At 71.5% G+C, this 25,792-nt stretch carries 18 protein-coding genes and 1 pseudogene; 15 read left to right on the top strand and 4 right to left on the bottom strand.

What is annotated here, in order from left to right; translation table 11 throughout:
- Positions 1 to 19: 19 nt before the first annotated feature.
- Together HUV60_RS08915 and HUV60_RS08910 are read left to right on the top strand one after the other, a co-directional pair.
- Positions 20 to 706, top strand: a complete 687-nt coding sequence (locus HUV60_RS08915) for a hypothetical protein (RefSeq protein ID WP_257847926.1) — start codon at positions 20 to 22, stop codon at positions 704 to 706.
- A gap of 257 nt (positions 707 to 963) precedes the next feature.
- Positions 964 to 1,158, top strand: coding sequence for a DUF6191 domain-containing protein (locus HUV60_RS08910; protein WP_257847927.1), 195 nt, complete (start codon positions 964 to 966; stop codon positions 1,156 to 1,158).
- Between the two features lie 165 nt (positions 1,159 to 1,323).
- On the opposite strand, the gene HUV60_RS08905 is transcribed toward HUV60_RS08910, so the two are convergent.
- Together HUV60_RS08905 and HUV60_RS08900 are read right to left on the bottom strand one after the other, a co-directional pair.
- A complete protein-coding gene (locus HUV60_RS08905) occupies positions 1,324 to 2,487 on the bottom strand; it encodes a PQQ-dependent sugar dehydrogenase (protein WP_257847928.1) in 1,164 nt (387 codons plus the stop codon).
- 330 nt (positions 2,488 to 2,817) lie between these two features.
- A complete protein-coding gene (locus HUV60_RS08900) occupies positions 2,818 to 3,816 on the bottom strand; it encodes an aldo/keto reductase (protein WP_257847929.1) in 999 nt (332 codons plus the stop codon).
- 75 nt (positions 3,817 to 3,891) lie between these two features.
- Between HUV60_RS08900 and HUV60_RS08895 the strand changes: the two genes are divergently transcribed.
- The 6 genes from HUV60_RS08895 (at position 3,892) to serA (ending at position 14,008) form a co-directional block, all read left to right on the top strand.
- Positions 3,892 to 4,842 carry a 2-hydroxyacid dehydrogenase gene (locus tag HUV60_RS08895; RefSeq protein WP_257847930.1) on the top strand — a complete coding sequence of 317 codons (951 nt, stop codon included), beginning with the start codon at positions 3,892 to 3,894 and terminating at the stop codon, positions 4,840 to 4,842.
- Positions 4,843 to 5,174: 332 nt separating this feature from the next.
- Entirely contained in the window at positions 5,175 to 8,363 is a 3,189-nt protein-coding gene (locus HUV60_RS08890; RefSeq protein WP_257847931.1) for a putative bifunctional diguanylate cyclase/phosphodiesterase, read from the top strand.
- Between the two features lie 228 nt (positions 8,364 to 8,591).
- Positions 8,592 to 10,484 (top strand): acetolactate synthase large subunit, encoded by a 1,893-nt coding sequence (locus HUV60_RS08885; RefSeq protein ID WP_257847932.1) that lies wholly within the window; start codon positions 8,592 to 8,594, stop codon positions 10,482 to 10,484.
- Positions 10,485 to 10,512: 28 nt separating this feature from the next.
- A complete protein-coding gene (gene ilvN, locus HUV60_RS08880) occupies positions 10,513 to 11,037 on the top strand; it encodes an acetolactate synthase small subunit (RefSeq protein ID WP_042167943.1) in 525 nt (174 codons plus the stop codon).
- Positions 11,038 to 11,155: 118 nt separating this feature from the next.
- Positions 11,156 to 12,154: a ketol-acid reductoisomerase gene (gene ilvC, locus HUV60_RS08875; RefSeq protein ID WP_257847933.1), complete on the top strand. Its 999-nt coding sequence runs from the start codon at positions 11,156 to 11,158 to the stop codon at positions 12,152 to 12,154.
- Between the two features lie 264 nt (positions 12,155 to 12,418).
- Positions 12,419 to 14,008, top strand: a complete 1,590-nt coding sequence (serA, locus tag HUV60_RS08870; RefSeq protein WP_257847934.1) for a phosphoglycerate dehydrogenase — start codon at positions 12,419 to 12,421, stop codon at positions 14,006 to 14,008.
- A 279-nt stretch (positions 14,009 to 14,287) separates the two neighbouring features.
- Here the strand turns inward: serA and HUV60_RS08865 are convergent.
- Positions 14,288 to 14,678: pseudogene (locus HUV60_RS08865) on the bottom strand (MFS transporter); the annotation flags it as partial.
- Between the two features lie 108 nt (positions 14,679 to 14,786).
- On the bottom strand, positions 14,787 to 16,034 hold the full coding sequence (locus HUV60_RS08860) for a PucR family transcriptional regulator (protein WP_257847935.1): 1,248 nt from the start codon (positions 16,032 to 16,034) through the stop codon (positions 14,787 to 14,789).
- Between the two features lie 139 nt (positions 16,035 to 16,173).
- On the opposite strand from HUV60_RS08860, the gene HUV60_RS08855 reads away from it, so the two are divergent.
- The 7 genes from HUV60_RS08855 to HUV60_RS08825 all read left to right on the top strand — a co-directional run bounded on the left by HUV60_RS08855 (position 16,174) and on the right by HUV60_RS08825 (position 25,585).
- Positions 16,174 to 17,100 (top strand): proline dehydrogenase family protein, encoded by a 927-nt coding sequence (locus HUV60_RS08855; RefSeq protein WP_257847936.1) that lies wholly within the window; start codon positions 16,174 to 16,176, stop codon positions 17,098 to 17,100.
- A gap of 54 nt (positions 17,101 to 17,154) precedes the next feature.
- Complete coding sequence (pruA, locus tag HUV60_RS08850; protein ID WP_257847937.1) at positions 17,155 to 18,795, top strand: L-glutamate gamma-semialdehyde dehydrogenase; 1,641 nt, start codon at positions 17,155 to 17,157, stop codon at positions 18,793 to 18,795.
- 336 nt (positions 18,796 to 19,131) lie between these two features.
- The gene (locus HUV60_RS08845) at positions 19,132 to 19,263 is read left to right on the top strand and encodes a hypothetical protein (protein WP_257847938.1); all 132 of its coding nucleotides are present in this window, start codon (positions 19,132 to 19,134) and stop codon (positions 19,261 to 19,263) included.
- Positions 19,264 to 19,362: 99 nt separating this feature from the next.
- The gene (locus tag HUV60_RS08840) at positions 19,363 to 20,406 is read left to right on the top strand and encodes a 3-isopropylmalate dehydrogenase (protein WP_257847939.1); all 1,044 of its coding nucleotides are present in this window, start codon (positions 19,363 to 19,365) and stop codon (positions 20,404 to 20,406) included.
- A 250-nt stretch (positions 20,407 to 20,656) separates the two neighbouring features.
- The gene (locus HUV60_RS08835) at positions 20,657 to 21,745 is read left to right on the top strand and encodes a branched-chain amino acid aminotransferase (protein ID WP_257847940.1); all 1,089 of its coding nucleotides are present in this window, start codon (positions 20,657 to 20,659) and stop codon (positions 21,743 to 21,745) included.
- Positions 21,746 to 22,498: 753 nt separating this feature from the next.
- Positions 22,499 to 24,103, top strand: coding sequence for a citramalate synthase (gene cimA, locus HUV60_RS08830; RefSeq protein ID WP_257847941.1), 1,605 nt, complete (start codon positions 22,499 to 22,501; stop codon positions 24,101 to 24,103).
- Positions 24,104 to 24,253: 150 nt separating this feature from the next.
- Entirely contained in the window at positions 24,254 to 25,585 is a 1,332-nt protein-coding gene (locus HUV60_RS08825) for a hypothetical protein (RefSeq protein ID WP_257847942.1), read from the top strand.
- Positions 25,586 to 25,792 lie beyond the last annotated feature (207 nt).

Here is a 25,792-nt window from a genome sequence, read left to right as displayed (position 1 = left end):
CGTCCGTACGGTGCGCCCCATGGGAACCAGGACCGAGACCGAGAAAGCGGCCAAGGCCGAGGACGACAGCGCGGACACCAGCACGGACGGGAGCGGCACCGAGACCGGCACCGAGACCGGGGCCGAGACCGAGACCGGGGCCGAGACCGGGGCCGAGACCGGGGCCGAGACCGGGGCCGAGACCGGCGCCGAGACCGGCACCGAGACCGGGGCCGGGGCGGTCACCGACGCAGAAACGGTCGATGGCGGCACCCCGGAGCCGGAGCCGGAGACGGAGCCGGAGCCGGTCCCGAAGCCGGAGGCCCAGGGCGCCACCGGGGTCGGGCAGGGCGCCGCGGCCGTCGTCTCCGCCGGACTCGGCGTCGTCTCGCTCACCGGAAGCTGGCTCGGTACGGTGGCCGCCGCCCGCGAGACCCTGGTCGGCCAGCTGGAGACCGCCGCGGACTCGACCGTTGCCGTCCAGATCAAGGAGGTCTACGGCGACGCCTGGCAGACCAGCGCGCTGTGGGGCGGCCTGTTCGCGCTCACCGCGCTGGTCGTCGGCGTGGCGGTGCTCGTCCGGCCCGCGTTCGGGACGCCCGGCGCCGCGCAGGCCCCCTGGATCAAGTCGGTCGCCTGGGCCGGTGTCGCACTCGGCGCCGTCGGGCTGCTGTCCGCCGTACTCAAGTACACCGGCGTCCTGCTGGGGCTGCCCGCCGCGGGTTGAGCCGTCGCAGGCCCCCGGCAGGCACCGGGGACCTCGAACAGGTCTCGCAGCGTTCCCGGAGGGGGCCTGGCCCGGCCACGAGCACCTTGCGGCCGGACCGGGGCCCCTCACCGGTGTCCGGGGTCCCGGCGGCCGTCGTAGACGCGGGCGAGGCAGTGGCGGTCACCCGCCGCCCGGGGCTGTTCGCGGCCATGGCCGGGGACCGGTCCGCGGCGGGACAACGGGCGGCACGCCCACGCGACCCCGGAAGGAAAGCGTTGTTCGACGCCTTCGAGGAACTGTTCGCTCCCGGCCGCAAGCACACCCGGGACGAGCAGAACCGGCGTGAACCGACCCGGGAGGACGCCGGCGACACCGGTCCCGGACGCGGGCCGATAGACCTCGCGTCCGGAAAGGTCGTCGTGCGCCCGTCACCGGACCACCCCGAACCGGCAGCGGACGACCGTTCCTAGCCCCGTCCTCCGCAGGTCACCCGTTCGGGAAGATCAACTGATCACAGCTGGTCAGCCACCGATCAGCGCAGCGGTCCGCGGTGCAGAACCCGCCGAAGCACGATCACTTCAGGACCGTGATCCAGCCCGGAGGCTGTGCAAAGGAGTGACCCGCGGAGGACGGACCTAGCTCACCCGGACCTCCAGGATGCGGTCGTCCTCGCCCCCCGGGTCGCCGCGGCCGTCCGTGTTGCTGGTGACCAGCCACAGCTTGTCGTCGCCCGCCGCCGCCACCGTGCGCAGCCGCCCGTACGCGCCCTCCAGGAAGGCCTGCGGGTCCGCCGAGGCCTCCGTCCCCCTGAGCGGGATCCGCCACAGGCGTTCCCCGCGCAGGCCCGCCATCCAGATCGACCCCTCCGCGTACGCGATGCCGCTGGGGGAGGCCTCGTCCGTGCTCCACTGGGTGATCGGATCGTGGAAGCCGCCCTCGTCGGACGTGCCCTCGGCCTCGGGCCAGCCGTAGTTGTCGCCGGGCTCGATCGCGTTCAGCTCGTCCCAGGTGTTCTGGCCGAACTCCGAAGCGAACAGCCGCTGCCCGGAGTCCCAGGCGAGGCCCTGCACATTGCGGTGGCCCAGCGAGTACACCGCGGAGTCGGGGAACGGATTGCCCGGCGCCGGCTCACCCTCCGGGGTCAGCCGCAGGATCTTGCCCCCCAGCGACTTCTCGTCCTGGGAGAGGCCGGTGTCGCCGCTCTCGCCCGTGCCCACGTACAGCATCCGGTCCGGGCCGAACGCGATCCGGCCGCCGTTGTGGACCACTCCCTTGGGGATGCCGCGCAGCACCGTGTCCGGCGCGCCCAGCCGCTCGCCCTCGGGCTTGTTCTCGTCGTGGATCATGCGGACGATGCGATTGTCCGAGGCCGAGGTGAAGTAGGCGTAGACCATGCGGTCCGAGGCGTAGTCGGGGGAGAGCGCGATGCCGAGCAGACCACCCTCGCCGGACGGCGACACCCCGGGCACCTCACCCAGCTCGGAGGTCTCGCCCGTCTCGGCGTCGACCCGGCTGATCGTGGCATCGTCACGCGACGACACCAGCAGGTCGCCGTCGGCCAGCGGCGCGAGCCCCCAGGGGGAGCGCAGGTCCGTACCGACCGTACGGAGCACCTTCGCCGAGCCCTTCGCGGGCGGTGTCTCCTCGGCGCTGCTCTCCGGGGAGACCGGCCGCCCCGCCGTACTGCCCGGGGAGGAGCCGTCGTCCTCGCCCGGCGACCTCCCGTCCTCGGAGGAACAGCCGGCCGTCAGCAGGAGCGCGGCGGTGGCCAGTACGGCCGTAACGGCTCGATGGTGCACGATGTCGTCCCTTCGACGCGGCGGGTTCTCCCTGTCATACACCGCCCGCGCCCCACACGTTCCCGATCAGGGGAGACCGAACCGCCGATCACCGTCCGACCCCGGCCCGGACCCCACGATTCCGGCCCGGCGGCCCGGGTTCCGGGGGTCCGCTCCCACGGCTACGGCCCGACGGCCCGGGCCCCCGGGACCCGCCCGTCACGATCAACCCGACCGGCTGCGCCCCGGGTTCCGGGCCCATGGACTCGGCCCGGCGTCCCTCGCCTCCCAGCCCCGCGCCCGTGGCCCGAACGCCCGTGACCTCAGGTCCCGCTCCTGCGGGCCTCCGGCTCAGTCCCACGACCCCCGGGCCGTGGGCAGGTCCTCGATCTCCGCCAGGTCGGCCTCCGCCAGCTGCAGGTCCGCAGCCCCCGCGTTCTCGGCGACCCACCGCTCCCGCTTGGTACCCGGCACCGGGATCACCTGCCGGCCCTGGGCCAGTACCCAGGCCAGAGCCACCTGCGCCGGGGTCACATCCTCGCCGTGCCGGCGGGCGGCCCGGCGCAGGCCGACCACGATCGGCTGGTTCGCGGCCATCATCTCGGCGGTGAAACGGGGGTGCCGGGCCCGCAGATCGTCCGCCTCGAAACCCCCACCAGGCGTCAGCGTGCCGGTCAGGAAGCCGTTGCCCAGCGGCATCGCGGCCAGGAAACCCACACCGCGCGCCACGCACCACGGCAGCAGTGCCTCCCGCGCCTCCGGCGACCACACCGACAGCTCCGCCTCCACGGCGCTCACCGGGAACACCTGCTGCACCCGATCCAGTTGCCGGACCGTCGCGTCGTGCAGCCGCGCCCCCGGCCGCCGCGCGGACCGCGCACCGACCGCGCAGAGCCCCAACGCCCGGACCTTTCCGGCCCGTACGAGCTCCGCCATCGCGCCCCAGGTCTCCTCGACGGGAACCTCCGGATCCGCCCGGTGCAGCTGGTACAGGTCGATGACGTCGGTCTGCAGCCGGCGCAGCGAGGCGTCGCAGGCCCTTCTCACGTATCCGGGGCGGCCGTTGGCCACGATGTGTTGATCGCCCGCCAGCAGACCCACCTTCGTCGACACGAAGGCGTCACCGCGTCGTTCCTTCAGCACCCGTCCCAGTAACAGTTCGTTGGTGAACGGGCCGTACATGTCGGCCGTGTCCAGCAGTGTCGACCCCAGGTCCAGTGCCCGGTGCACCGCCCTGAGCGAGTCCTCGCCGCGCTGCCGCGAGGTGCTGTAGGCCCAGCTCATCGGCATGCACCCGAGTCCGACGGCCCCCACCGCGAGCGCCGCCGCGCCGATCGTCCTGCGCTCCACCTGGTCGTGACCCTCCCTTTCCCGGACCCCAACCTAACCTCTGGCGTCGTGGGCCCCTGACGTAGCCTCCGCTGCATGACTGCCGATGTGTGGCTCCCCTTCCCGCCGGACGAGATCGAGGGCCTTCCGAAGGGGCCGAGGTACCACTTCTGGGACGGCGCGAAGGAGTACCCGGCGGACCCGGCCGACTGTGCGTTCTACGTCGTGCCGTACATGAAGCCCGGCGACGTCGGGGTGCGCCCGCTGCCGCTGATGAGCTCGGTCGAGGTCGTGCAGACCCTGTCCGCCGGCGTCGACCACGTCCAGCCGGGCCTGCGCCACGTGGGCCCCGGCGTACGGCTGTGCAACGCGCGCGGTGTGCACGAGGCGAGCACGGCGGAGCTGACGATCGCCCTGGTCCTCGCCTCGCTGCGCGGCCTGCCCGACTTCGTGCGGGCGCAGGACAAGGGGGAGTGGCTCGGCGGGTTCCGGCCCGCGCTCGCCGGCCGGAGCGTGCTCATCGTGGGCTACGGAGCCATCGGCGCGGCCATCGAGGACCGGCTCGTTCCATTCGAGCTCGCGCGGGTGGCGCGCGTCGCGCGCTCCGCACGCGCCACGGCGCGCGGCCCGGTGCATCCGTTCGCCGAACTGCCCGCGCTGCTGCCCGAGGCGGACGTCGTCGTTCTCTCCACCCCGCTCACGGAGGCCACCCACCACCTCGTGGACGTCGGCTTCCTGGCCCGGATGAAGGACGGCGCGCTGCTCGTCAACGTGGCCCGGGGGCCCGTCGTCGACACCTCGGCCCTGCTCACCGAGGTGGAGAGCGGCCGTATCACCGCGGCCCTCGACGTGACCGATCCCGAACCGCTCCCTTCGGAGCATCCCCTGTGGCGGGCGCCGGGCGTTCTCCTCAGTCCGCACGCCGGCGGACCCACCTCCGCGTTCCGGCCACGCGCTGAGCGACTGTTGGTGGATCAGTTGAACCGATTCTTGAACCGGGAAGAGCTTCGGAACGTGATCCTGGTGACGGAGGCGGCAGACCTGTAGTCCACTTCGAGTACCTTCCGCGTTTTTCCGGATGCGTTGGGTACTCATACATCAAGTGGTCGTTACGGAGCGTAGAGGAGGTATGTCCCTGAGTGACGATACTGGTGTATCGTCCCGACAGGGCAGCGCCGCTGACCGATCGGCGCGGGGGATTGACATTGCAGACTGTGAGGGGGGCGACGGGCGATGCACGGCCTATGGGCAAGCGATCCGACGCGATTGAGCCGCCGTCGGCGACCCTGGCGCACGACCGCGCGCAGCCGGGGTCACCACAGCGGTCACCACACCCGCGCTCACCCCACCTGCGGCGGCGACCGTCCCAGGAGGGTCCGGTGAGTGCGCCGGCCGCCACGACCACGCTCGACGGAGCGGTGCGGGCGCACCCCGCCCCGGAAGCGCTGCTGCCCGGCCCGCCGGCCGCGGCCCCCCGGCAGGGACTGCTGCCGCAGCTCGTCCTCGCCGTCGTCTGCGCGGCCTACGCGATCGGGGCGGCCTTCGGCTGGGGGTCGGACCAACTCGCACTGATCATGGGCGATTTCGGACTGAGTGCCGCGGCGGCCGCGGCCGCGGTGTCCTGTGTCCTGTACGCGCGTGGCCCCCACATCCGCTTCCGGCCCGCCTGGCTGCTGTTCGGCATCTCCTCCGCCATGGCCTCCTTCGGCAATTTCGTCTGGGGGTGGTACGAGGTCGTCCTCGGGCTCCCCGTGCCCAGCCCCAGCTACGCCGACCTGTTCTTCCTGTGCTTCGCGCCGCCCACCATCGTGGGGCTGCTGGTGCTCGCCAAACGGCCCGCGACCAAGGCCGGCTGGGTCTGCCTGGGCCTGGACGCCTGGCTGATCGGCGGCTCCCTGCTCACGCTCGCATGGAGCCTCGCGCTCGCCCGGACCGCGCAGGCCGGGGGTGAGGACGTGGCGCACACCGCGCTGTCCCTGGCGTACCCGCTGCTCGACATCGCCCTGGTCAGCATGGTCCTGGCGCTGCACTTCCGGCGGTCGGCGGTCAACCGCTCCGCGGTCAACACCGCGATCGGCGCGCTCGCGCTCACCGTGATGTGCGACGCCCTGTTCACCTCCCCGCTGCTGCACGACACCTACCGCTCGGGACAACTGCTCGACGCGGGCTGGTTCGCCGGCTCGCTGCTCCTGGCATACGCGCCCTGGACCCGTCCTCGGGGCGGCCGGCCCGAGGACGAGGGGCACACGCGCGTGGTGCGCGAGCACCTGCCCGGACCGCGCGGCGGACCGGGCTCCCGGGCGAACAGACATCCGGTCGCCCACGACACGGCCCACGACACGGCCCACGACACGGCCCACGACACGGCCCACGACACGGCCCACGACACGGTCTACGACCCGGCCCACGACACGGTCTACGACCCGGCCCACCACCCGCACCTCCGCCCCCCGTACCCCCAGCGCCACAACCTCCGGCATCCGGCCGCGCCCGGGAGTGAGCGCGGGCGGTATCCGGTCTCCCGGCCCATCGCCGGCTCCCTCGGCGCGCTCGCGCCGTACCTCGCCGCCGCGGTGTGCACCCTGGGGATCCTCTACACCGTCCTCAACGGCCGCAGCGTCGACCGCGTAGTCCTGCTCACCGGCGGCACCGTGGTGCTCGCGCTCGTCGTCCGCCAGGGCATCATGCTGCTGGACAACATCACCCTCACCCAGGAACTGGCCCACAAGGAGAATCACTTCCGCTCCCTGGTGCAGGGATCCAGTGACGTCATCATGATCGCCGCGCCGAGCGGCATCCTCCGCTACGTCTCCCCGGCCGCCGCCGGCGTGTACGGCCGTCCCGCGGAGGACCTGGTGGGGACGGAACTGGCGCAGCTCATCCATCCCGAGGACCTGGACTGTGTCGTGCACGAGGTACGCCGGTTCCTCGCCGCCGGTCCGGCCGAGGAGCCCACCACACGCATCGAGTGCCGGTTCCGCTCCAGCGACGACGGCTGGCTGAACGTGGAGTCGACCGTCAACCGGCACCACGGCGGCCTCATCTTCAACAGCCGGGACGTCACCGAGCGCGTGCGGCTCCAGGCACAGCTCCAGCACAACGCCGAGCACGACCCGCTCACCGACCTGCCCAACCGCTCCCTGTTCACCCGGCGCGTCCAGCAGGCACTGTCCGGCCGCCGGGCCTCCGACCGGGGTGCCGCCCTCAGGGGCACGGCCGTGCTCTTCATCGACCTCGACGGCTTCAAGGCCGTCAACGACACCATCGGCCACCAGGCCGGCGACGAACTGCTGATCCACGCCGCCCGCAGGCTCCGGGACGCGGTCCGCAAGGGCGACACCGCCTCCCGGCTGGGCGGCGACGAGTTCGCCGCCCTGATTGTGGGCGACGGCGCCCGCGACCGGGAGGCCCGCGAGCGGCACATCCTGGAGCTCGCCGACCGCCTCAGGGTGACCCTCTCCCAGCCCTACCTCATCGACGGCAACGATGTCCGGGTCAACGCCTCCATCGGTGTCGCCTTCGCCGAACCATCCCTTGGCGCAGGCGAGTTGCTGCGCAACGCGGATCTCGCCATGTACCGGGCCAAGGCCGGCGGCAAGGGCCGGGTGGAGCTGTACCGGCCGCAGATGCAGCAGGACGTCGTCCGCCGGGCGGAGCTGGCCACCCGGCTGCGCGCCGCGCTGCACGACGGCGAGTTCGCGCTGCTGCACCAGCCGGTGGTGTCCCTCCAGGACGGCAGGATCACCTCGGTCTGCGCCCAGGCACGCTGGCGTTCCTCGCAGGGCGTGCTCTTCACCCCCGCGGAGTTCCTGCGTGTCGCCGAGGACAGCGAGAAGACCGCCGAGCTGGGCCGCTGGCTGCTCGAGGAGGCCGTGGAGCAGGCCGCCGAGCGGCAGACGACCGGCGTGGCGGTGCCTGTGGCGGTCCGGGTCGGTGCCCGCCGGCTCCTCGACCGCTCGCTGCCGCTCGGCTCCGTCGAGGCCCTGCTCACCCGGCACGGACTGCCCTTCGGTTCGCTGGTCGTCGAGGTGGCCGAGACCGACCCGCAGGTCTGCCTGGACGAGCTGGAGCGCCGGCTGACCGCGCTCAAGCGGGTCGGCGTCCGGATCGCCCTGGACGGCTTCGGTGGCGGCTGCGCGGCGATCACCGCCCTCAGGCGCCTCCCCGTCGACGTACTGAAACTCGACCGCAGCCTGGTCGAGGGCGTGGTCGAGTCCGCGCGGCTGTACAAGATCACCAGTGGGCTGCTGCGGATCGCCGGGGATCTGGGCGTGCAGTCCATGGCCGACGGGGTGGACCTGCCCGAGCAGGCCGTCGCCCTGCGCGCGATGGGATGCACGCACGGTCAGGGCATGGCCTTCTCCGGGCCGCTCGACGAGTACCGGCTGCGCAGAGTACTGGGCACCGGCCGCTGCCCGGTGCCGCACGGACCGGCCGAACCCGCGTACGCGGGCGGCGGTTCCGGCGGTTCGGGAGGCTCGGGAGGGTACGCGTCGGGGGTCGCCTCGGTGCTCCGCACCGGTGCGGTCCTGCGCTCACATGATGAGACTCCCGTCCCACCCACTTGACAGTCGGTGCGCGCCGGGGGGAAGGTCGATGTCATGCGCACCCGAATCCTCGTACTTGGACAGCGCGTCGGCCGACGCTGAGCATCGCCTGCTCAACGCCCCCGCCCGACGCGCTCCCCTCGCTTGCCTCATGGCACGAGGGGTTTTTTGTTGCACCCGTACCTGTCGCACCGTCCACGCACACCGCGCGAACCTCGCGAAAACCCTCAGCATCGAGAAGAGAAGCCGATGACCGAGCAGGCCACCGGGGCCCACCCGCAGCCGCGGCCCCGATCCGGAGGACAGCAGTCCGCCCCCGAGAGCGTCACGGGCGCGCAGTCCCTCATCCGCTCGCTCGAGGAGGTCGGCGCCGACACGGTATTCGGCATTCCCGGCGGTGCGATCCTTCCCGCCTACGATCCGCTGATGGACTCCACCCGGGTGCGCCACGTCCTGGTCCGGCACGAGCAGGGCGCGGGCCACGCGGCCACCGGCTACGCGCAGGCCACCGGCAAGGTCGGCGTCTGCATGGCGACCTCGGGTCCCGGCGCCACCAACCTGGTCACCCCGATCGCCGACGCGCACATGGACTCCGTGCCGCTGGTCGCGATCACCGGCCAGGTCGCCTCCAAGGCGATCGGCACGGACGCCTTCCAGGAGGCGGACATCGTCGGCATCACCATGCCGATCACCAAGCACAACTTCCTGGTCACCAGGGCCGAGGACATCCCGCGGGTGATCGCCGAGGCCTTCCACATCGCCGCCACCGGCCGCCCCGGCCCGGTGCTCGTGGACATCGCCAAGGACGCCCTCCAGGCGCGGACCACCTTCTCCTGGCCGCCCACCATGGACCTGCCCGGCTACCGGCCCGTCACCAAGCCGCACGCCAAGCAGATCCGCGAGGCCGCCAAGCTCATCACCTCGGCGAAGCGGCCGGTCCTCTACGTCGGCGGCGGCGTCATGAAGGCCAGGGCCACGGCCGAGCTGAAGCTCCTTGCGGAACTCACCGGAGCGCCCGTCACCACCACCCTGATGGGGCTCGGCGCATTCCCCGACAGCCACCCGCTGCACGTGGGAATGCCGGGCATGCACGGTGCGGTCACCGCCGTCACCGCGCTGCAGAAGGCCGACCTGATCGTCGCCCTCGGGGCCCGCTTCGACGACCGTGTCACCGGCAGGCTGGACAGCTTCGCCCCGTACGCCAAGATCGTCCACGCCGACATCGACCCGGCCGAGATCGGCAAGAACCGGGCCGCCGACGTGCCGATCGTCGGCGACGCCCGCGAAGTCCTCGCCGACCTCGTCCTGGCCGTCCAGAAGGAGCACGCCGAGGGCCGCCGCGGCGACCACACCGCCTGGTGGAAGGACCTGAACCGCTGGCGGGACACCTACCCCCTGGGCTACGACCAGCCCGAGGACGGTTCGCTCTCCCCGCAGCAGGTCATCGAGCGCGTCGGACAGCTGGCGCCCGAGGGCACGATCTTCGCCGCCGGTGTCGGCCAGCACCAGATGTGGGCGGCCCACTTCATCCAGTACGAGAAGCCCGCCACCTGGCTGAACTCCGGCGGCGCCGGAACCATGGGCTACGCCGTCCCGGCGGCCATGGGCGCCAAGGCCGGACAGCCCGGCCGGGCCGTCTGGGCGATCGACGGCGACGGCTGCTTCCAGATGACCAACCAGGAACTCACCACCTGTGCCCTGAACAACATCCCGATCAAGGTCGCCATCATCAACAACGGCGCCCTCGGGATGGTCCGCCAGTGGCAGACCCTGTTCTACAACCAGCGCTACTCCAACACCGTGCTGCACTCCGGCCCCATCGAGGCGGGCCGCGCCCCCACCGACCTGGGCAGCGGCTCGGCGGTGGGCCCCGACACCGAGCGGAGCGCCGGCACCCGCGTCCCCGACTTCGTCAAGCTGTCGGAGGCCATGGGCTGCTACGCGATCCGCTGCGAGGACCCGGCGGACCTCGACAAGGTCATCGAGGAGGCGAACTCCATCAACGACCGCCCGGTCGTCGTGGACTTCATCGTCCACCAGGACGCCATGGTGTGGCCGATGGTCGCCGCCGGCACCTCCAACGACGAGATCATGGCGGCCCGCGACGTCCGTCCCGACTTCGGCGACAACGAAGACGACTGAGCCAGGAAGAGCGAAGAGGAAACACGACATGTCCAAGCACACGCTCTCCGTGCTGGTGGAGAACACCCCCGGCATCCTGGCCCGGATCGCCGCCCTGTTCTCCCGCCGCGGTTTCAACATCGACTCGCTCGCGGTCGGCGTCACCGAGCACCCCGACATCTCCCGCATCACCATCGTGGTGAGCGTCGACGAGTTCCCGCTGGAGCAGGTGACCAAGCAGCTCAACAAGCTCGTCAACGTGCTGAAGATCGTCGAGCTCGAACCCGGGCAGGCCGTTCAGCGCGAACTCGTCCTGGTGAAGGTGCGCGCCGACAACGAGACGCGTTCCCAGATCGTCGAGATCGTCCAGCTCTTCCGGGCCAAGACCGTGGACGTCTCCCCGGAGGCCGTGACCATCGAGGCCACCGGCAGCAGCGACAAGCTGTCCGCCATGCTGAAGATGCTGGAACCGTTCGGCATCAAGGAACTGGTCCAGTCCGGCACGATCGCGATCGGACGCGGTGCCCGTTCGATCACCGACCGATCACTGCGCGCGCTCGACCGGTCGGCATAAGACGGAAACGGGCGGTCGGCGACACTCCGGCCGCCCGTATTCCGAGACTCCGAACCTTCCCCTCCCCTCACCGTCATACGGTGGGACGCGACACCCGCACACAAGGAGAGAACCCAAAGTGGCCGAGCTGTTCTACGACGCCGACGCCGACCTGTCCATCATCCAGGGCCGTAAGGTCGCGGTCATCGGTTACGGCAGCCAGGGCCACGCCCATGCCCTGTCGCTGCGCGACTCCGGCGTCGACGTGCGCGTCGGTCTGCACGAGGGCTCGAAGTCCCAGGCCAAGGCCGAGGAGCAGGGCCTGCGCGTGGTGAGCCCGTCCGAGGCCGCCGCCGAGGCCGACGTCATCATGATCCTCGTCCCGGACCCGATCCAGGCCCAGGTCTACGAGGAGCACATCAAGGACAACCTGAAGGACGGCGACGCCCTGTTCTTCGGCCACGGCCTGAACATCCGCTACGGCTTCATCAAGCCCCCGGCCGGCGTGGACGTCTGCATGGTCGCCCCGAAGGGTCCGGGCCACCTGGTGCGCCGTCAGTACGAGGAGGGCCGCGGCGTTCCCTGCATCGCCGCCGTCGAGCAGGACGCCACGGGAGGCGGCTTCGAGCTGGCTCTGTCGTACGCGAAGGGGATCGGCGGCACCCGCGCCGGCGTCATCAAGACGACCTTCACCGAGGAGACCGAGACCGACCTGTTCGGTGAGCAGGCCGTCCTGTGCGGTGGCACCGCGGCGCTGGTCAAGGCGGGCTTCGAGACCCTGACCGAGGCCGGCTACCAGCCGGAGATCGCCTACTTCGAGTGCCTGCACGAGCTGAAGCTGATCGTCGACCTCATGTACGAGGGCGGCCTGGAGAAGATGCGCTGGTCGATCTCCGAGACCGCCGAGTGGGGCGACTACGTCACCGGCCCGCGGATCATCACCGACGCCACCAAGGCCGAGATGAAGAAGGTCCTCGCCGAGATCCAGGACGGCACCTTCGCGCAGCAGTGGATGGACGAGTACCACGGCGGTCTGAAGAAGTACAACGAGTACAAGAAGCAGGACGGCGAGCACCTGCTGGAGACCACCGGCAAGGAGCTGCGCAAGCTCATGAGCTGGGTCGACGAAGAGGCGTGAGCCGCACGGCCGGGGGCCGGAGCGACGTGCTCCGGCCCCCGGCCGAACCCGGGGTAACGTCGGTGGTACGGCGTTGTCCGTCCCGTCCTGTCACGGACGGGTGATCCTTCCGAAGCGCCGTAAGGCGACGCCCTCGGCGCCACTAGACTGCTGCACTACATACGCGTCAGGCCCACAGCGTCGTGCGTCTTCCACGCGGCTAGCACTTCTTCACCGCATGCGGCCGTCGGGACGGCCGTCCGCATTGGACATGTGAGGACTCACGTGAGCTCGAAACCTGTCGTACTCATCGCCGAAGAACTGTCGCCCGCGACCGTGGACGCGCTCGGCCCGGACTTCGAGATCCGCCACTGCAACGGAGCGGACCGCGCCGAACTGCTGCCGGCCATCGCCGGCGTGGACGCGATCCTGATCCGCTCGGCCACCAAGGTCGACGCCGAGGCCATCGCCGCCGCGAAGAAGCTCAAGGTCGTCGCGCGGGCCGGCGTCGGCCTGGACAACGTCGACGTCTCCGCCGCCACCAAGGCCGGCGTGATGGTGGTCAACGCGCCCACCTCGAACATCGTGACCGCCGCGGAACTCGCGTGCGGTCTGATCATCGCCACCGCGCGCAACATCCCGCAGGCCAACGCCGCGCTGAAGAACCACGAGTGGAAGCGCAGCAAGTACACGGGCGTCGAGCTCGCCGAGAAGACCCTCGGAGTCGTGGGTCTGGGGCGGATCGGCGCCCTCGTCGCGCAGCGCATGTCCGCCTTCGGCATGAAGGTCGTCGCCTACGACCCCTACGTGCAGCCCGCACGGGCCGCGCAGATGGGCGTCAAGGTGCTGTCGCTGGACGAGCTGCTCGAGGTCTCCGACTTCATCACCGTCCACCTGCCCAAGACCCCCGAGACGCTCGGTCTGATCGGCGACGAGGCGCTGCGCAAGGTCAAGCCGAGCGTGCGCGTCATCAACGCCGCGCGCGGCGGCATCGTCGACGAGGAGGCGCTGTACGCGGCGCTCAAGGAGGGCCGCGTCGCCGGCGCCGGCCTGGACGTGTACGCGAAGGAGCCCTGCACGGACTCCCCGCTCTTCGAGTTCGACCAGGTCGTCTGCACCCCGCACCTCGGCGCGTCCACCGACGAGGCCCAGGAGAAGGCCGGTATCGCCGTCGCCCGCTCGGTGCGCCTCGCGCTCGCCGGCGAGCTGGTCCCGGACGCGGTGAACGTACAGGGCGGCGTCATCGCCGAGGACGTCAAGCCGGGCCTGCCGCTCGCGGAGCGCCTCGGCCGGATCTTCACGGCGCTGGCCGGCGAGGTCGCCGTCCGCCTCGACGTCGAGGTGTACGGCGAGATCACCCAGCACGACGTGAAGGTGCTCGAACTCTCCGCGCTGAAGGGCGTCTTCGAGGACGTCGTCGACGAGACGGTGTCCTACGTGAACGCGCCGCTGTTCGCCCAGGAGCGGGGTGTCGAGGTCCGGCTGACCACCAGCTCCGAGTCCGCCGACCACCGCAACGTCGTCACGGTGCGCGGCACCCTGGCCGACGGCGAGGAGATCGCGGTCTCCGGCACACTGGCCGGTCACAAGAACGTGCAGAAGATCGTCGCGGTCGGCGAGTACGACGTGGACCTCGCGCTCGCGGACCACATGGCCGTGCTGCGCTACGAGGACCGCCCCGGTGTCGTCGGCACCGTGGGCCGGGTCTTCGGCGAGGCCGGCATCAACATCGCCGGCATGCAGGTCGCGCGCGCCGCGGCCGGCGGCGAGGCCCTCGCCGTCCTGACCGTCGACGACACGGTGCCCTCCGCGGTCCTGGCCGAGCTCGCGGCGGAGATCGGCGCCACGTCGGCCCGCTCGGTGGAACTGGTCTGAGACCACCGTCCCCGGGAGCTCCGCTCCCGGGCCCCCGTCCGGTCCGAAGGCGCCGGGCGACCGCACAGCCGGTGCGGCCGCCCGGCGCCTTTCGCGTCGGCCCCCGGGACTGTCCGAGACCTCCCCGCCCCCACCGGGCGACGCCCGGCACGCACGCGCCTCAGCCCTGCGCGCAGGGGCGCGTCCGGCGGCGTTGTCTTCGGCCGCCGATCCCCCACGCTTCACTGCGCCCGAGCGGGAGGGCTCATCGCCGCCGCCGGACCGGCTCCAAACGGCCGCTTTCTCGACCTTCTCCGTGGCCGCCTCCTCCCGCACGGGGACTTTCCGCGGCGTCACGGCCGCCGGCACCGCCCTCGCTGCAGGGATGCCCGCCGCCGCGATCGCCGCCGTCTGCATCCCCTGGACGAACGCCTCCCGGGCCGTCCCCCGCGCGCCCCGGCAGCCGTCCGGCCGCGGCCAGCGCGCCGCCCAGCCTCTCGCGGGCCGCAGCCGGGGCCGTCTTCGGGACGTCGTGGCGGTAGACGGCGGTACCGATGGAGCCGAGGGCCGCCATGCCCAGCGCGCCGCCGAACTCCGCCCCCGTCTCCCTCAGGGAGGAGGCCGAACCCGCCCGCTCCACCGGGGCGGTGCCCAGCGCGAGATCCGTGATCTGGGACACCACCATGGTGACGACCCCTGGTCGTTCGACCGGCAGAACGCGCCCGACGCCGACCGGCTCACCGAGGGCCTGCGCCGGGTGATCGAGGCCGCCGGACGGCGCTGACGCGCCTGCCGGTCGTCACAGGCGGTGCGCCTTCAACGCCATGTGCAGCAGCAGCCGGTCCTCGCCGTCGTCCAGGTCCAGGCCCGTGACCTGTTCGATCCGGGACAGGCGGTAATACAGAGTCTGACGGTGGATGCCCAGCTCGGCGGCCGTGCGGCCGGCCTGGCCCGCCTGGTCGAGGTAGGTCTCGGCGGTACGGGCGAGTTCCCGGTGCACCGGGAGGAGCAGGGGGCCGACGGCGGGGTCGGGGGCGGCCGGGCGGGGCAGCGCGGTCAGGAGCCGGTAGGGGCCGATCGACGACCAGCGGGCGACCGGGCCCAGGCGGGGCTCGGCCAGGGCGGCGCGGGCCGCCGCCGACGCCTCGCCCCAGGCGGTGGACAGTCCGACGAGGCCGGAGCGGGGCGTGGCGATCCCGGCGGCCGAGGCGGTCGTCCCTGGCGCGGCGGGCCGGTGCCCGGGGCCGCTCGCGCGGGTTCGCTCGAGCAGCCGGCCGGCGGCCGTCGTCGCCGGGGTCAGCACGTCCGGGGCGCGCAGCCGCAGCAGCAGGGCCAGCGACACGTCCGAGGCCCCCCACGGCAGGGTGCACAGGGCGGTGGCACCCGGCACCGTACGCACCGACGGGGCGTCCTCGGGGCCGGCGGAGGGCCACGGGGCCACGCACACCAGCGTGTACGAACCGTCGGCGCGGCCTCCCAGGGCGGAGCGGAGCTCGGCGACCGCGAGGTCACGCTGCCCGTCACGCTCCGCGCCGAGCACCGCCCGCAGCTCGCGGGTCAGGTCGGCACCGTGCTGCGCCTCGTCGGCGAGCAGCGCCCCGATCCGGGCTGTCACCCCCATCGCCGCGCCCAGCTGCTCCTCGGAGGGGCCCGGGTCGTAGTCGAGCAGCCAGACATAGCCGAGGACGACGCCCCGATGACGTACCGGAAGACAGACCCGGCCCCGGTGCACACCCGCCTCCGGAGTGCGCGGGATACGGACCGGGCCCGTCGCGCGGGTGATGCCGAACGCCTCGAACCAGGACCGGACGGCGGCCGTCGAACGGCGGGTGAGGAGCGAACGGGTGCGCACCGGGTCGAGGACGGACGGATCGAGCTCGCCCTCGCTGTCGTACGCGCCGAAGGCGAGCAGCTCGAAGTCACGGTTCTCCAGGGTCGCCGGAGCCCCGAGCAGCTCCGAGATCTCGTCCACCAGCTCCTGGTAGTCATCCCTGTGTTCCGACGTCACCCCGGCATTGTCCCGTAGGACCGCACCGCCTTCATACATCTGTCTGAGATCGGTGGTACGGATGCGTGACAGCTGTCGATGGCCCACGATCGGATGGATCCCTAGGTTTCACGGTGGTTCTCCGTGCCGTACCCGAAGTACCGGGTCACGGCCATTTCACAGCTTGTGGAGGTGCCCCGTGCTGGGTCCCGTGATTCTCGCCGCCTCGCGCAGCGACCGGATGCGTCGCCTCGTCTCGGCGGCCCCGGTGACCAAGCAGGTCGTCGACCGTTTCATCCCCGGTGAGACCGTGGACGAGATCCTGCCCGTCATCGAGGAGCTCACCGGCAACGGCCTGGAGCTGACGATGGACGTCGTCGGCGAGGACATCACCACTCCCGAGCAGGCCGCCGCCGCGCGCGACGCCTACCTGGAGCTCATCGGCCGGCTCGGCCCGCTGGAGCTCGGCACCCGCGCCGAGATGTCGGTGAAGCTGTCGATGTTCGGCCAGGCACTCCCCGGCGGCCACGAACTCGCGCTCGCCAACGTCCGGCCGGTCGTCGAGGCCGCCGCCGCGACCGGCACCACGGTCACCCTCGACGCCGAGGACCACACCACCCTCGACTCGATGTTCGCCATCCACGACGAGCTGCGCGGGAACTTCCCACAGACCGGCTGCGTCATCCAGGCCTACCTCTTCCGCACGGAGGAGGACGCGCGCCGCCTCGCCGCGAACGGCAGTCGAGTACGGTTGGTGAAGGGCGCCTACAAGGAGCCCGCAGAGGTCGCCCACCAGCACAAGCACGCGATCGACAAGGCGTACGTGCGCATCCTGCGGACGCTGATGGAGGGCGAGGGCTACCCGATGATCGGGTCCCACGACCCGCGCCTGATCTCCATCACCCAGGAACTGGCCCGCACCGCCGGCCGCAAGCTCGACGAGTACGAGTTCCAGATGCTCTACGGCATCCGCGGCGAGGAGCACCTGAGGCTGGTCGCCGAAGGCCACCGCATGCGCGTCTACACGGCCTACGGCACCGACTGGTACGGCTACTTCATGCGCCGCCTGGCGGAGAAGCCGGCGAACCTGCGCTTCTTCCTGCGCTCGATGGTCAGCAAGGGCTGAGCCCGAGCACCACCGCTCAAGCACCCGCAGCTCAACTCAAGGAGTACGGAACTCATGGACGCTGTGACCCAGGTCCCCACGCCCGTCAACGAGCCGGTGCACGGTTACGCCCCCGGCTCGCCCGAACGCGCCCGGCTGGAGACCAAGCTCAAGGAACTGGCCGACAACCCCGTCGACCTGCCCTGCACCATCGGCGGCGAGAAGCGGATGGGCGGCGGCGAGCGGTTCGACGTCGTGCAGCCGCACAACCACACGGCGCGCCTGGGCACCTATGCCAACGCCACCCAGCAGGACGCCCGGGACGCGATCGACGCCGCCCTGGCCGCCGCCCCGGCCTGGCGCGCGATGTCCTTCGACGACCGTGCCGCGATCATCCTGCGCGCCGCCGAACTGCTGTCCGGTCCCTGGCGCGAGACCATCGCCGCCTCCACCATGCTCGGCCAGTCCAAGACCGCGCAGCAGGCCGAGATCGACAGCCCCTGCGAGCTGATCGACTTCTGGCGGTTCAACGTCCACTACGCGCGCGGCATCCTCGCCGAGCAGCCGCCGGCCAACTCGCCGGGCGTGTGGAACCGCATGGACCACCGCCCGCTGGAGGGCTTCGTCTACGCGATCACGCCGTTCAACTTCAGCGCCATCGCCGCCAACCTGCCCACCGCACCCGCGCTGATGGGCAACGTCGTGCTGTGGAAGCCGTCCCCGACCCAGACCCACGCCGCCGTGCTGCTGATGCGGCTGCTGGAGGAGGCCGGGCTGCCCAAGGGCGTCATCAACCTCGTCACCGGTGACGGCATCGAGGTGTCCAAGGTCGCCCTCGAGCACCGTGACCTCGCGGGCATCCACTTCACCGGCTCGACCAAGACCTTCCAGCACCTGTGGAAGACGGTCGGCAACAACATCGAGAAGTACCGCACCTACCCGCGCCTGGTCGGCGAGACCGGAGGCAAGGACTTCCTGGTCGCCCACCCGAGCGCCGACCGGGCCGTGCTCAAGACCGCCCTGACCCGCGGTGCCTTCGAGTACCAGGGCCAGAAGTGCTCCGCCACCTCGCGCGCGTACCTCCCGGCGTCGATCTGGAACGACGGCTTCAAGGAGGAGTTCGCCGCCGAGGTCGACTACCTCACCATGGGTGACGTCACCGACCTGTCGAACTTCGTCGGCGCCGTCATCGACGAGCGGTCCTTCGCCAAGAACAAGGCCGCCATCGACCGGGCCCAGGAGGACCCGTCCTGCACCATCGTCGCGGGCGGTTCCTACGACGACTCGGTCGGCTACTTCGTCCGCCCGACCGTCGTCGAGTGCTCCGACCCGGAGAACGAGGTCTTCCGCACCGAGTACTTCGGCCCGTTCCTCGCCGTCCACGTGTACGACGACAGCGCGGCCGACGCGTACGACGAGATGCTGACCCAGATGGAGTCGGTGTCCGACTACGCGCTGACCGGCTCGGTCGTCTCGGGCGACCGCGCGGCGGCGGCGTACACGATGGAGAAGCTGCGCTACGCGGCGGGCAACTTCTACATCAACGACAAGTCGACCGGCGCCGTCGTCGGCCAGCAGCCCTTCGGCGGCGGCCGCGCCTCCGGCACCAACGACAAGGCCGGCGCCCCGCAGAACCTGATGCGCTGGACGCTGACCCGCGCCATCAAGGAGACGCTGGTACCGCCGACCGACTACGCGTACCCGCACATGGGCTGACACCCCCGGCACCGGGACGCCCCCGGACCGCTGCCGCAGCCCGTCGGGCGGGCCAGGTCTGCAGACCTGGCCCGCCCGATGTTTTCGCAGGTCACCGCGGTGTGGCAGCGTGCGCCGTCTCAGATAGTAGGAAGTCCGAGTATGTGTGCAGACAGATGCGCCACGCCCCCTTATTTTTGTAGGAGCCGAACGTCTCGCTCGATCAAGCGAACGGCGGTAGTGAGCCGGGCCCCGTGCAGGCGACCCCTGCGGCCCCCGCTCCCCGCCCCCTCCGGTGACGCGTTTTCCCCACCGTGCTTCCGCGCATTCCCGGCTTGCCGAAGGAGTCGATTCCCCATGGCCGAGACCACTGCCCGCCGCCGCGTCCGCCACGCCGCCCCCACGAGCGAGTCGGACCGCAAGAACGCCGCCGCAGCCCTCCAGCGCGCCCTCGACCGCCGCGACAACGGCGGCTCGACCGGCCACTGAGCCGCGCCGGGCCGTACCGTACCGCGGCTTCCTCTCCCGTGGCTGTCCGCATCCCGGACGGCTCGTGTCAGGAAATGGGACGAGGAGTAGGGTGCCCGCATGTCTCGCAGCATCAATCTCGCAGTGATCCCCGGTGACGGCATCGGCCAGGAAGTGGTGGCCGAGGGCCTGAAGGTGCTCTCCGCCGTCCTCCCGCAGGACGTGAAGCTGGAGACCAAGGAGTACGACTTCGGCGCCCAGCGCTATCACGCCACCGGTGAGACCCTCACCGACGCCGACCTCGACGCGCTGAAGCGGCACGACGCCATCCTGCTCGGCGCCATCGGCGACCCGAGCGTCCCCTCCGGCGTCCTGGAGCGGGGCTTCCTGCTGAAGCTCCGCTTCGCCTTCGACCACCATGTGAACCTGCGGCCGTCGAAGCTCCTGCCGGGCGTGGCCACACCGCTCGCGGGGCAGCCGGAGATCGACTTCGTCGTCGTCCGCGAGGGCACCGAGGGTCCTTACACCGGCAACGGCGGCACCATCCGCAAGGGCACCGAACACGAGGTCGCCACCGAGGTCTCCGTGAACACGGCCTTCGGCGTCGAGCGCGTCGTCCGCGACGCCTTCGCCCGGGCCCGGGCCCGCCCCCGCAAGAAGCTCACGCTGGTCCACAAGAACAACGTGCTGACCTTCGCCGGCCACCTGTGGACGAACGTCTTCAACAAGGTGGCCGAGGAGTACCCCGAGGTCACCACCGACTACATCCACGTCGACGCCGCGACGATCTACCTCGTCACCCAGCCCGGGCGCTTCGACGTGATCGTCACCGACAACCTCTTCGGCGACATCATCACCGACCTCGCCGCGGCCGTCTCCGGCGGCATCGGCGTCGCCGCCAGCGCGAACATCAACCCGTCCGGCGTGTTCCCGTCCATGTTCGAGCCCGTGCACGGCTCGGCACCGGACATCGCGGGCCAGGGCAAGGCCGACCCCAGCGCCACGGTCCTGTCCGTCGCCCTCCTCCTGCGCCACCTCGGCCACGACGCCGAGGCCGCCCGTATCGAGGACGCCGTCTCCGCCGACCTCGCGGAGCGCGGCGGCCTGCCCGCACGCAGCACCTCCGAGATCGGCGACGCGCTCGCCGTACGCGTAGCCGGCTGACCTGGCGCGCACACTCGACACCGCTCGAAGCCGCCGGCCGCGACCGCCCGGCGGCTTCCGCATGTCCCCGCCGGGTGTCACCATCGACCACCGGGCCGCATCTACCCCGTGTTTCCTCCTCCGCCGCCCCCGGGCGATAATCGAACGCGGAGCCGCGGATTGAGGGAATGCTCGGACGTCCTATCACTGGCCACCGGCCGTACGGGCGTGAGCGCGGCCCGTCACTACAACCGGTGAAGGACACCCACTCATGACCACGCCCACGATCGAGCTCAAGCCCTCCGCCCACCCCCTCTCGGACGCCGAGCGGGAGGCGATCCTCGCGGACCCGGGGTTCGGCCGCCACTTCACCGATCACATGGTGACGATCAAGTGGACCGAGGGCCAGGGCTGGCACGACGGACAGCTCGTCCCGTACGCGCCGATCCCCCTCGACCCGGCGACCCACGTCCTGCACTACGCGCAGGAGATCTTCGAGGGACTGAAGGCCTACCGCAGGCCCGACGGGTCCGTCGCCACCTTCCGTCCCGAGAAGAACGCCGAGCGGTTCCAGCGCTCCGCCCGCCGCCTCGCGATGCCCGAGTTGCCGGTGGAGACGTTCATCGCGGCGTGCGACGCCCTGGTCGGGCAGGACAGGGCCTGGGTGCCGGCGCACGGCGGCGAGGAATCCCTCTACCTGCGCCCGTTCATGATCGCGACCGAGGTCGGCCTGGGCGTGCGACCCGCCAACGAGTACCTGTTCCTGGTGATCGCCTCCCCGGCCGGTGCCTACTTCCCCGGAGGTGTGCGGCCGGTCTCCATCTGGGTCTCCGAGGACCGGGTGCGCGCCGTCCCCGGCGGCATGGGCGACGCCAAGACGGGCGGCAACTACGCGGCCTCCCTGCTCGCCCAGGCCGAGGCCGCCGCCAAAGGCTGCGACCAGGTCTGCTACCTCGACGCCGTGGAGCACTCCTGGGTCGAGGAGCTCGGCGGCATGAACCTGTACTTCGTCTACGGAGACAGGATCGTCACCCCCGGGCTCAGCGGCTCCATCCTGGAGGGCGTCACCCGTGACACGCTGCTGAGCGTCGCCCGCGACCTCGGCTACGAGGCCGTCGAGGAGCGGGTCTCGGTCGAGCAGTGGCAGCGCGACACCGAGAACGGAACCCTCACCGAGGTCTTCGCCTGCGGCACCGCGGCCGTCATCACACCCGTCGGCACCGTCAAGCGGGCCGGCGGCGAGTGGCAGCAGAGTGGCGGCGAGCCCGGCGAGGTCACCCTGCGTCTGCGCCAGGCCCTGCTCGACATCCAGCGCGGCACGGCCGACGACAAGCACGGCTGGATGCACCCGCTGGGCTAGCTCCGTCCTCCGCGGGTCACTCTTTTGCACAGCCTCCGGACTGGATCGCGGTCCTGAAGCGATCGTGCTTCGGCGGGTTCTGCACCGCGGACCGCTGCGCTGATCGGTGGCTGACCAGCTGTGATCAGTTGATCTTCCCGAACGGGTGACCTGCGGAGGACGGGGCTAGCTCCGTCCTCCGCGGGTCACTCTTTTGCACAGCCTCCGGACTGGATCGCGGTCCTGAAGCGATCGTGCTTCGGCGGGTTCTGCACCGCGGACCGCTGCGCTGATCGGTGGCTGACCAGCTGTGATCGGTCGATCTTCCCGAACGGGTGACCTGCGGAGGACGGAGCCAGCCCCTGCGCACCTGCCGGACCGCGCACCGGGGCGGGCCGGCGGGTGCGCGGTCCGGGCCCACCCACCGGCCCCGACACCCGGCTCCCGCCCCCCCCGGCCGCCGCAGGCCGGACACCCCGCGCCCGTATCCTGAGACGGACGGTGATCGCGGGACCGCTCTGTGCCAGACTCCTTCCGTGCCCTCGTTCGCCACGATTATCGGCAGCAGGCGCGCCGGTCCGCAGTGACCGCACGTACGACAACGTACGGGCGGACACCGTCGTCCTCGACCCGCGCGCAGACCTCTCGCACCCGCGAGAGGTTTTTCTGTTTCCTGGCCCACCTCAAGCCGGGGACCGGGCGCGAGGGACCATGGGGGGCGGTGGAACCGGTCATTCCGGTAGACCGAGATCCGACATCAGGAGCCTTCAGACCATGACCGCAACCAGCGAGCCCGACGACTCGTTCCACGTTTTCGACACCACCCTGCGCGACGGCGCCCAGCGTGAGGGCATCAATCTCACCGTCGCCGACAAGCTGGCCATCGCACGGCACCTGGACGACTTCGGCGTGGGTTTCATCGAAGGCGGCTGGCCCGGCGCGAACCCGCGCGACACCGAGTTCTTCGCCCGTGCCCAGCAGGAGATCGACTTCCGGCACGCCGAGCTGGTCGCCTTCGGTGCCACCCGCCGCGCCGGCACCACCGCCGAGAAGGACCCGCAGGTCAGGGCGCTCCTCGCCTCCGGTGCGCAGGTCATCACGCTGGTCGCCAAGTCCCACGACCGCCATGTCGAACTCGCCCTGCGCACCACCCTGGACGAGAACCTGGCGATGGTCCGCGACACCGTGGCCTTCCTCAAGGCCGAGGGACGCCGGGTCTTCGTCGACTGCGAGCACTTCTTCGACGGCCACCGCGCCAACCCCGAGTACGCCAAGTCCGTCGTCCGCGCCGCCGCCGAGGCCGGCGCCGACGTCGTCGTCCTGTGCGACACCAACGGCGGCATGCTCCCCGCCCGGATCCAGGCCGTCGTCGCCACGGTGCTCGCCGACACCGGCGCCCGGCTCGGCATCCACGCCCAGGACGACACCGGCTGCGCGGTCGCCAACACCCTCGCCGCGGTCGACGCGGGCGCCACCCACGTGCAGTGCACGGCCAACGGCTACGGCGAGCGCGTCGGCAACGCCAACCTGTTCCCGGTGGTGGCCGCGCTGGAGCTCAAGTACGACCGGCAGGTCCTGCCCGAGGGCCGGCTGAGGGAGATGACGCGCATCTCGCACGCCATCGCCGAGGTGGTCAACCTGACCCCCTCCACCCACCAGCCCTACGTGGGCGTCTCCGCCTTCGCCCACAAGGCCGGCCTGCACGCCTCCGCGATCAAGGTCGACCCCGACCTGTACCAGCACATCGACCCCGAGCAGGTCGGCAACACCATGCGGATGCTGGTGTCCGACATGGCGGGCCGCGCCTCCATCGAGCTCAAGGGCAAGGAGCTCGGCATCGACCTCGGCGACGACCGCGAACTGGTCGGCCGGGTCGTGGAGCGGGTCAAGAAACGCGAGCTCAAGGGCTACACCTACGAGGCCGCCGACGCGAGCTTCGAGCTCCTGCTGCGCGCGGAGGTCGAGGGCAGGCCGCTGAAGTACTTCGACGTCGAGTCCTGGCGGGCCATCGTCGAGGACCGCCCCGACGGCACCCACGCCAACGAGGCCACGGTGAAGCTGTGGGCCAAGAGCGAGCGCATCGTCGCCACCGCGGAGGGCAACGGACCGGTCAACGCCCTGGACCGGTCCCTGCGCGTCGCCCTGGAGCGCATCTACCCGCAGCTCGCCAAGCTGGAGCTCGTCGACTACAAGGTCCGCATCCTCGAGGGCAAGCACGGTACCCAGTCCACCACCCGGGTCCTGATCTCCACGTCCGACGGAGCGGGGGAGTGGTCGACGGTGGGCGTCGCGGACAACGTCATCGCCGCGTCCTGGCAGGCCCTGGAGGACGCGTACACGTACGGCCTGCTGCGCGCCGGGGTCGAGCCGGCGGTCTGACACGACGGGTCCGGTCCGGCAGGGACGGCCCGTGACGGCGTGCGGTGCCGCGTGGTGGCGTGCGGTGCTGCGAGGGTCGCGCGGGCCGTACGGGAAAACCCTGCCGGGTTGAATATCCATTTTCCTTCCGGTTCGGGTAGCTTCGAACATATGAAGGACGCGCTGACGCGTACCCTCGTACGCCTGCTGATCGTGCCGGTGGCCGCCGTTCTGGCGGTCCTGGTGGCCGGGGCGCCGGGTGCGCACGCGGCCACCGACCTCTCGACCGTGGCCCGGGCCCTGCGCGAGAGCCCTGTCTACGTCGACCCCGAGGCGACCGGCATCCTGTCCGAATCGGACGCCGAGGCGCTCGCGGACAAGATCGAGGACGCGGACAAACCCGTCTTCGTCGTGGTTCTCCCGGCCGGATACCCCACCGAGAACCTCTTCCAGAACCTGCGTACCGGGACGGGGATCACCGGTCTGTACGGCGTCCGCCTCGGTGACGAGTTCGACGCGCGTGCCGACGGCAGCGTGCTGAGCCGTCAGGGCGTGGGGAACCTGGTCACCTCCGCGCAGGACGCGGGCGACGCCAAGGCCCAGCTGAACGACTTCGTCGACGACGCCCTGCGCAACATCGGCGGTTCGGCACCTGCCTCCTGGAACGAGGGCGGCGGCGAGGTGCCGGTCGGCGGACTGATCGCCGTCGGCGCGGTGGTGGCGGTGGGCGGCGCGGGCGCGTACGCCGTGGTCCGCCGCAACCGCAAGCGCCACGAGGAGGAGCAGCGGGCCGGGCTGGAGAAGCTGCGGGTCGTGGTCGACGAGGACATCACCGCGTTCGGCGAGGAGCTCGACCGGCTCGACTTCCACCCCGGTGAGCCCGGCGCCGACGACGCCATGCGCGCGGACTACGAGCGCGCGCTGGACTCCTACGAGCTTTCCAAGCAACTGATGGACAGGGCGGGCAGGCCGGAGGACGTCCGGGCGGTCACCCAGGCCGTGGAGCACGGCCGCTTCGCGCTGGCCGTGCTCGCCGCACGCCGTGAGGGCCGGCCGCTGCCGGAGCGCCGTCCGCCCTGCTTCTTCGACCCGCGTCACGGCCCGTCGGTCGCGGACGCACGCTGGACGCCGCCGGACGGCACCGCGCGGGAGGTCCCGGTGTGCACCGCGGACCGGGACCGCCTGGCCGCCGGCCTGGAGCCGGTGGCCCGCGAGGTCGACACCGATTCCGGCCGCCGCCCCTACTGGGACGCGGGCCCGGCCTACGGCCCCTGGGCCGGCGGCTACTTCGGCGGTGGCATGCTGCCGGGTCTGCTGATCGGCACGATGCTCGGCAGCATGATGGCGAGCCCCGCCTACGGCGGTGGCTACGGCGACGGCTACGGCGACTTCGGCGGGTACGACGGGGGCGACGTCTCCGGCGCCGACTTCGACTCCGGTGACTTCGGCGGTGACTTCGGGGGCGGCGGCTTCGGCGGCGGGGACTTCGGCGGAGGTTTCTGACCCGGACGGCGGCGTGGGGCTGATTGCGGTGCCGTGGGCGGGGAGGTGGCCGTGGGGCCGCGCTCTTCCTGACCGGTGTCGTGCTTCCGCGAGCCGGGTGAAGGGCACTCCGCGTCGCCTTCGGCGAGAGGCCTGCGGTACACCCCCGGCTCGGCTCGCGGAAGCACGGGGGAGAAGCGTGCGCGCGGTCGGGGAGAGCGGGTGGCC

It is taken from the genome of Streptomyces sp. KMM 9044, assembly GCF_024701375.2.
Taxonomy (GTDB): Bacteria; Actinomycetota; Actinomycetes; order Streptomycetales; family Streptomycetaceae; genus Streptomyces.
This window is presented reverse-complemented; position numbering and strand designations above follow the sequence as displayed.

What these genes read in the sequence shown, in the direction of transcription:
- HUV60_RS08915 (WP_257847926.1), top strand. Translation starts at nt 20, where the DNA reads ATGGGAACCAGGACCGAGACCGAGAAAGCGGCCAAGGCCGAGGACGAC.
- HUV60_RS08895 (WP_257847930.1), top strand. Translation starts at nt 3,892, where the DNA reads ATGACTGCCGATGTGTGGCTCCCCTTCCCGCCGGACGAGATCGAGGGC.
- HUV60_RS08885 (WP_257847932.1), top strand. Translation starts at nt 8,592, where the DNA reads ATGACCGAGCAGGCCACCGGGGCCCACCCGCAGCCGCGGCCCCGATCC.
- ilvN (WP_042167943.1), top strand. Translation starts at nt 10,513, where the DNA reads ATGTCCAAGCACACGCTCTCCGTGCTGGTGGAGAACACCCCCGGCATC.
- HUV60_RS08860 (WP_257847935.1), bottom strand. Translation starts at nt 16,034, where the DNA reads ATGTATGAAGGCGGTGCGGTCCTACGGGACAATGCCGGGGTGACGTCG.
- pruA (WP_257847937.1), top strand. Translation starts at nt 17,155, where the DNA reads ATGGACGCTGTGACCCAGGTCCCCACGCCCGTCAACGAGCCGGTGCAC.
- HUV60_RS08845 (WP_257847938.1), top strand. Translation starts at nt 19,132, where the DNA reads ATGGCCGAGACCACTGCCCGCCGCCGCGTCCGCCACGCCGCCCCCACG.
- HUV60_RS08840 (WP_257847939.1), top strand. Translation starts at nt 19,363, where the DNA reads ATGTCTCGCAGCATCAATCTCGCAGTGATCCCCGGTGACGGCATCGGC.
- HUV60_RS08835 (WP_257847940.1), top strand. Translation starts at nt 20,657, where the DNA reads ATGACCACGCCCACGATCGAGCTCAAGCCCTCCGCCCACCCCCTCTCG.
- cimA (WP_257847941.1), top strand. Translation starts at nt 22,499, where the DNA reads ATGACCGCAACCAGCGAGCCCGACGACTCGTTCCACGTTTTCGACACC.
- HUV60_RS08825 (WP_257847942.1), top strand. Translation starts at nt 24,254, where the DNA reads ATGAAGGACGCGCTGACGCGTACCCTCGTACGCCTGCTGATCGTGCCG.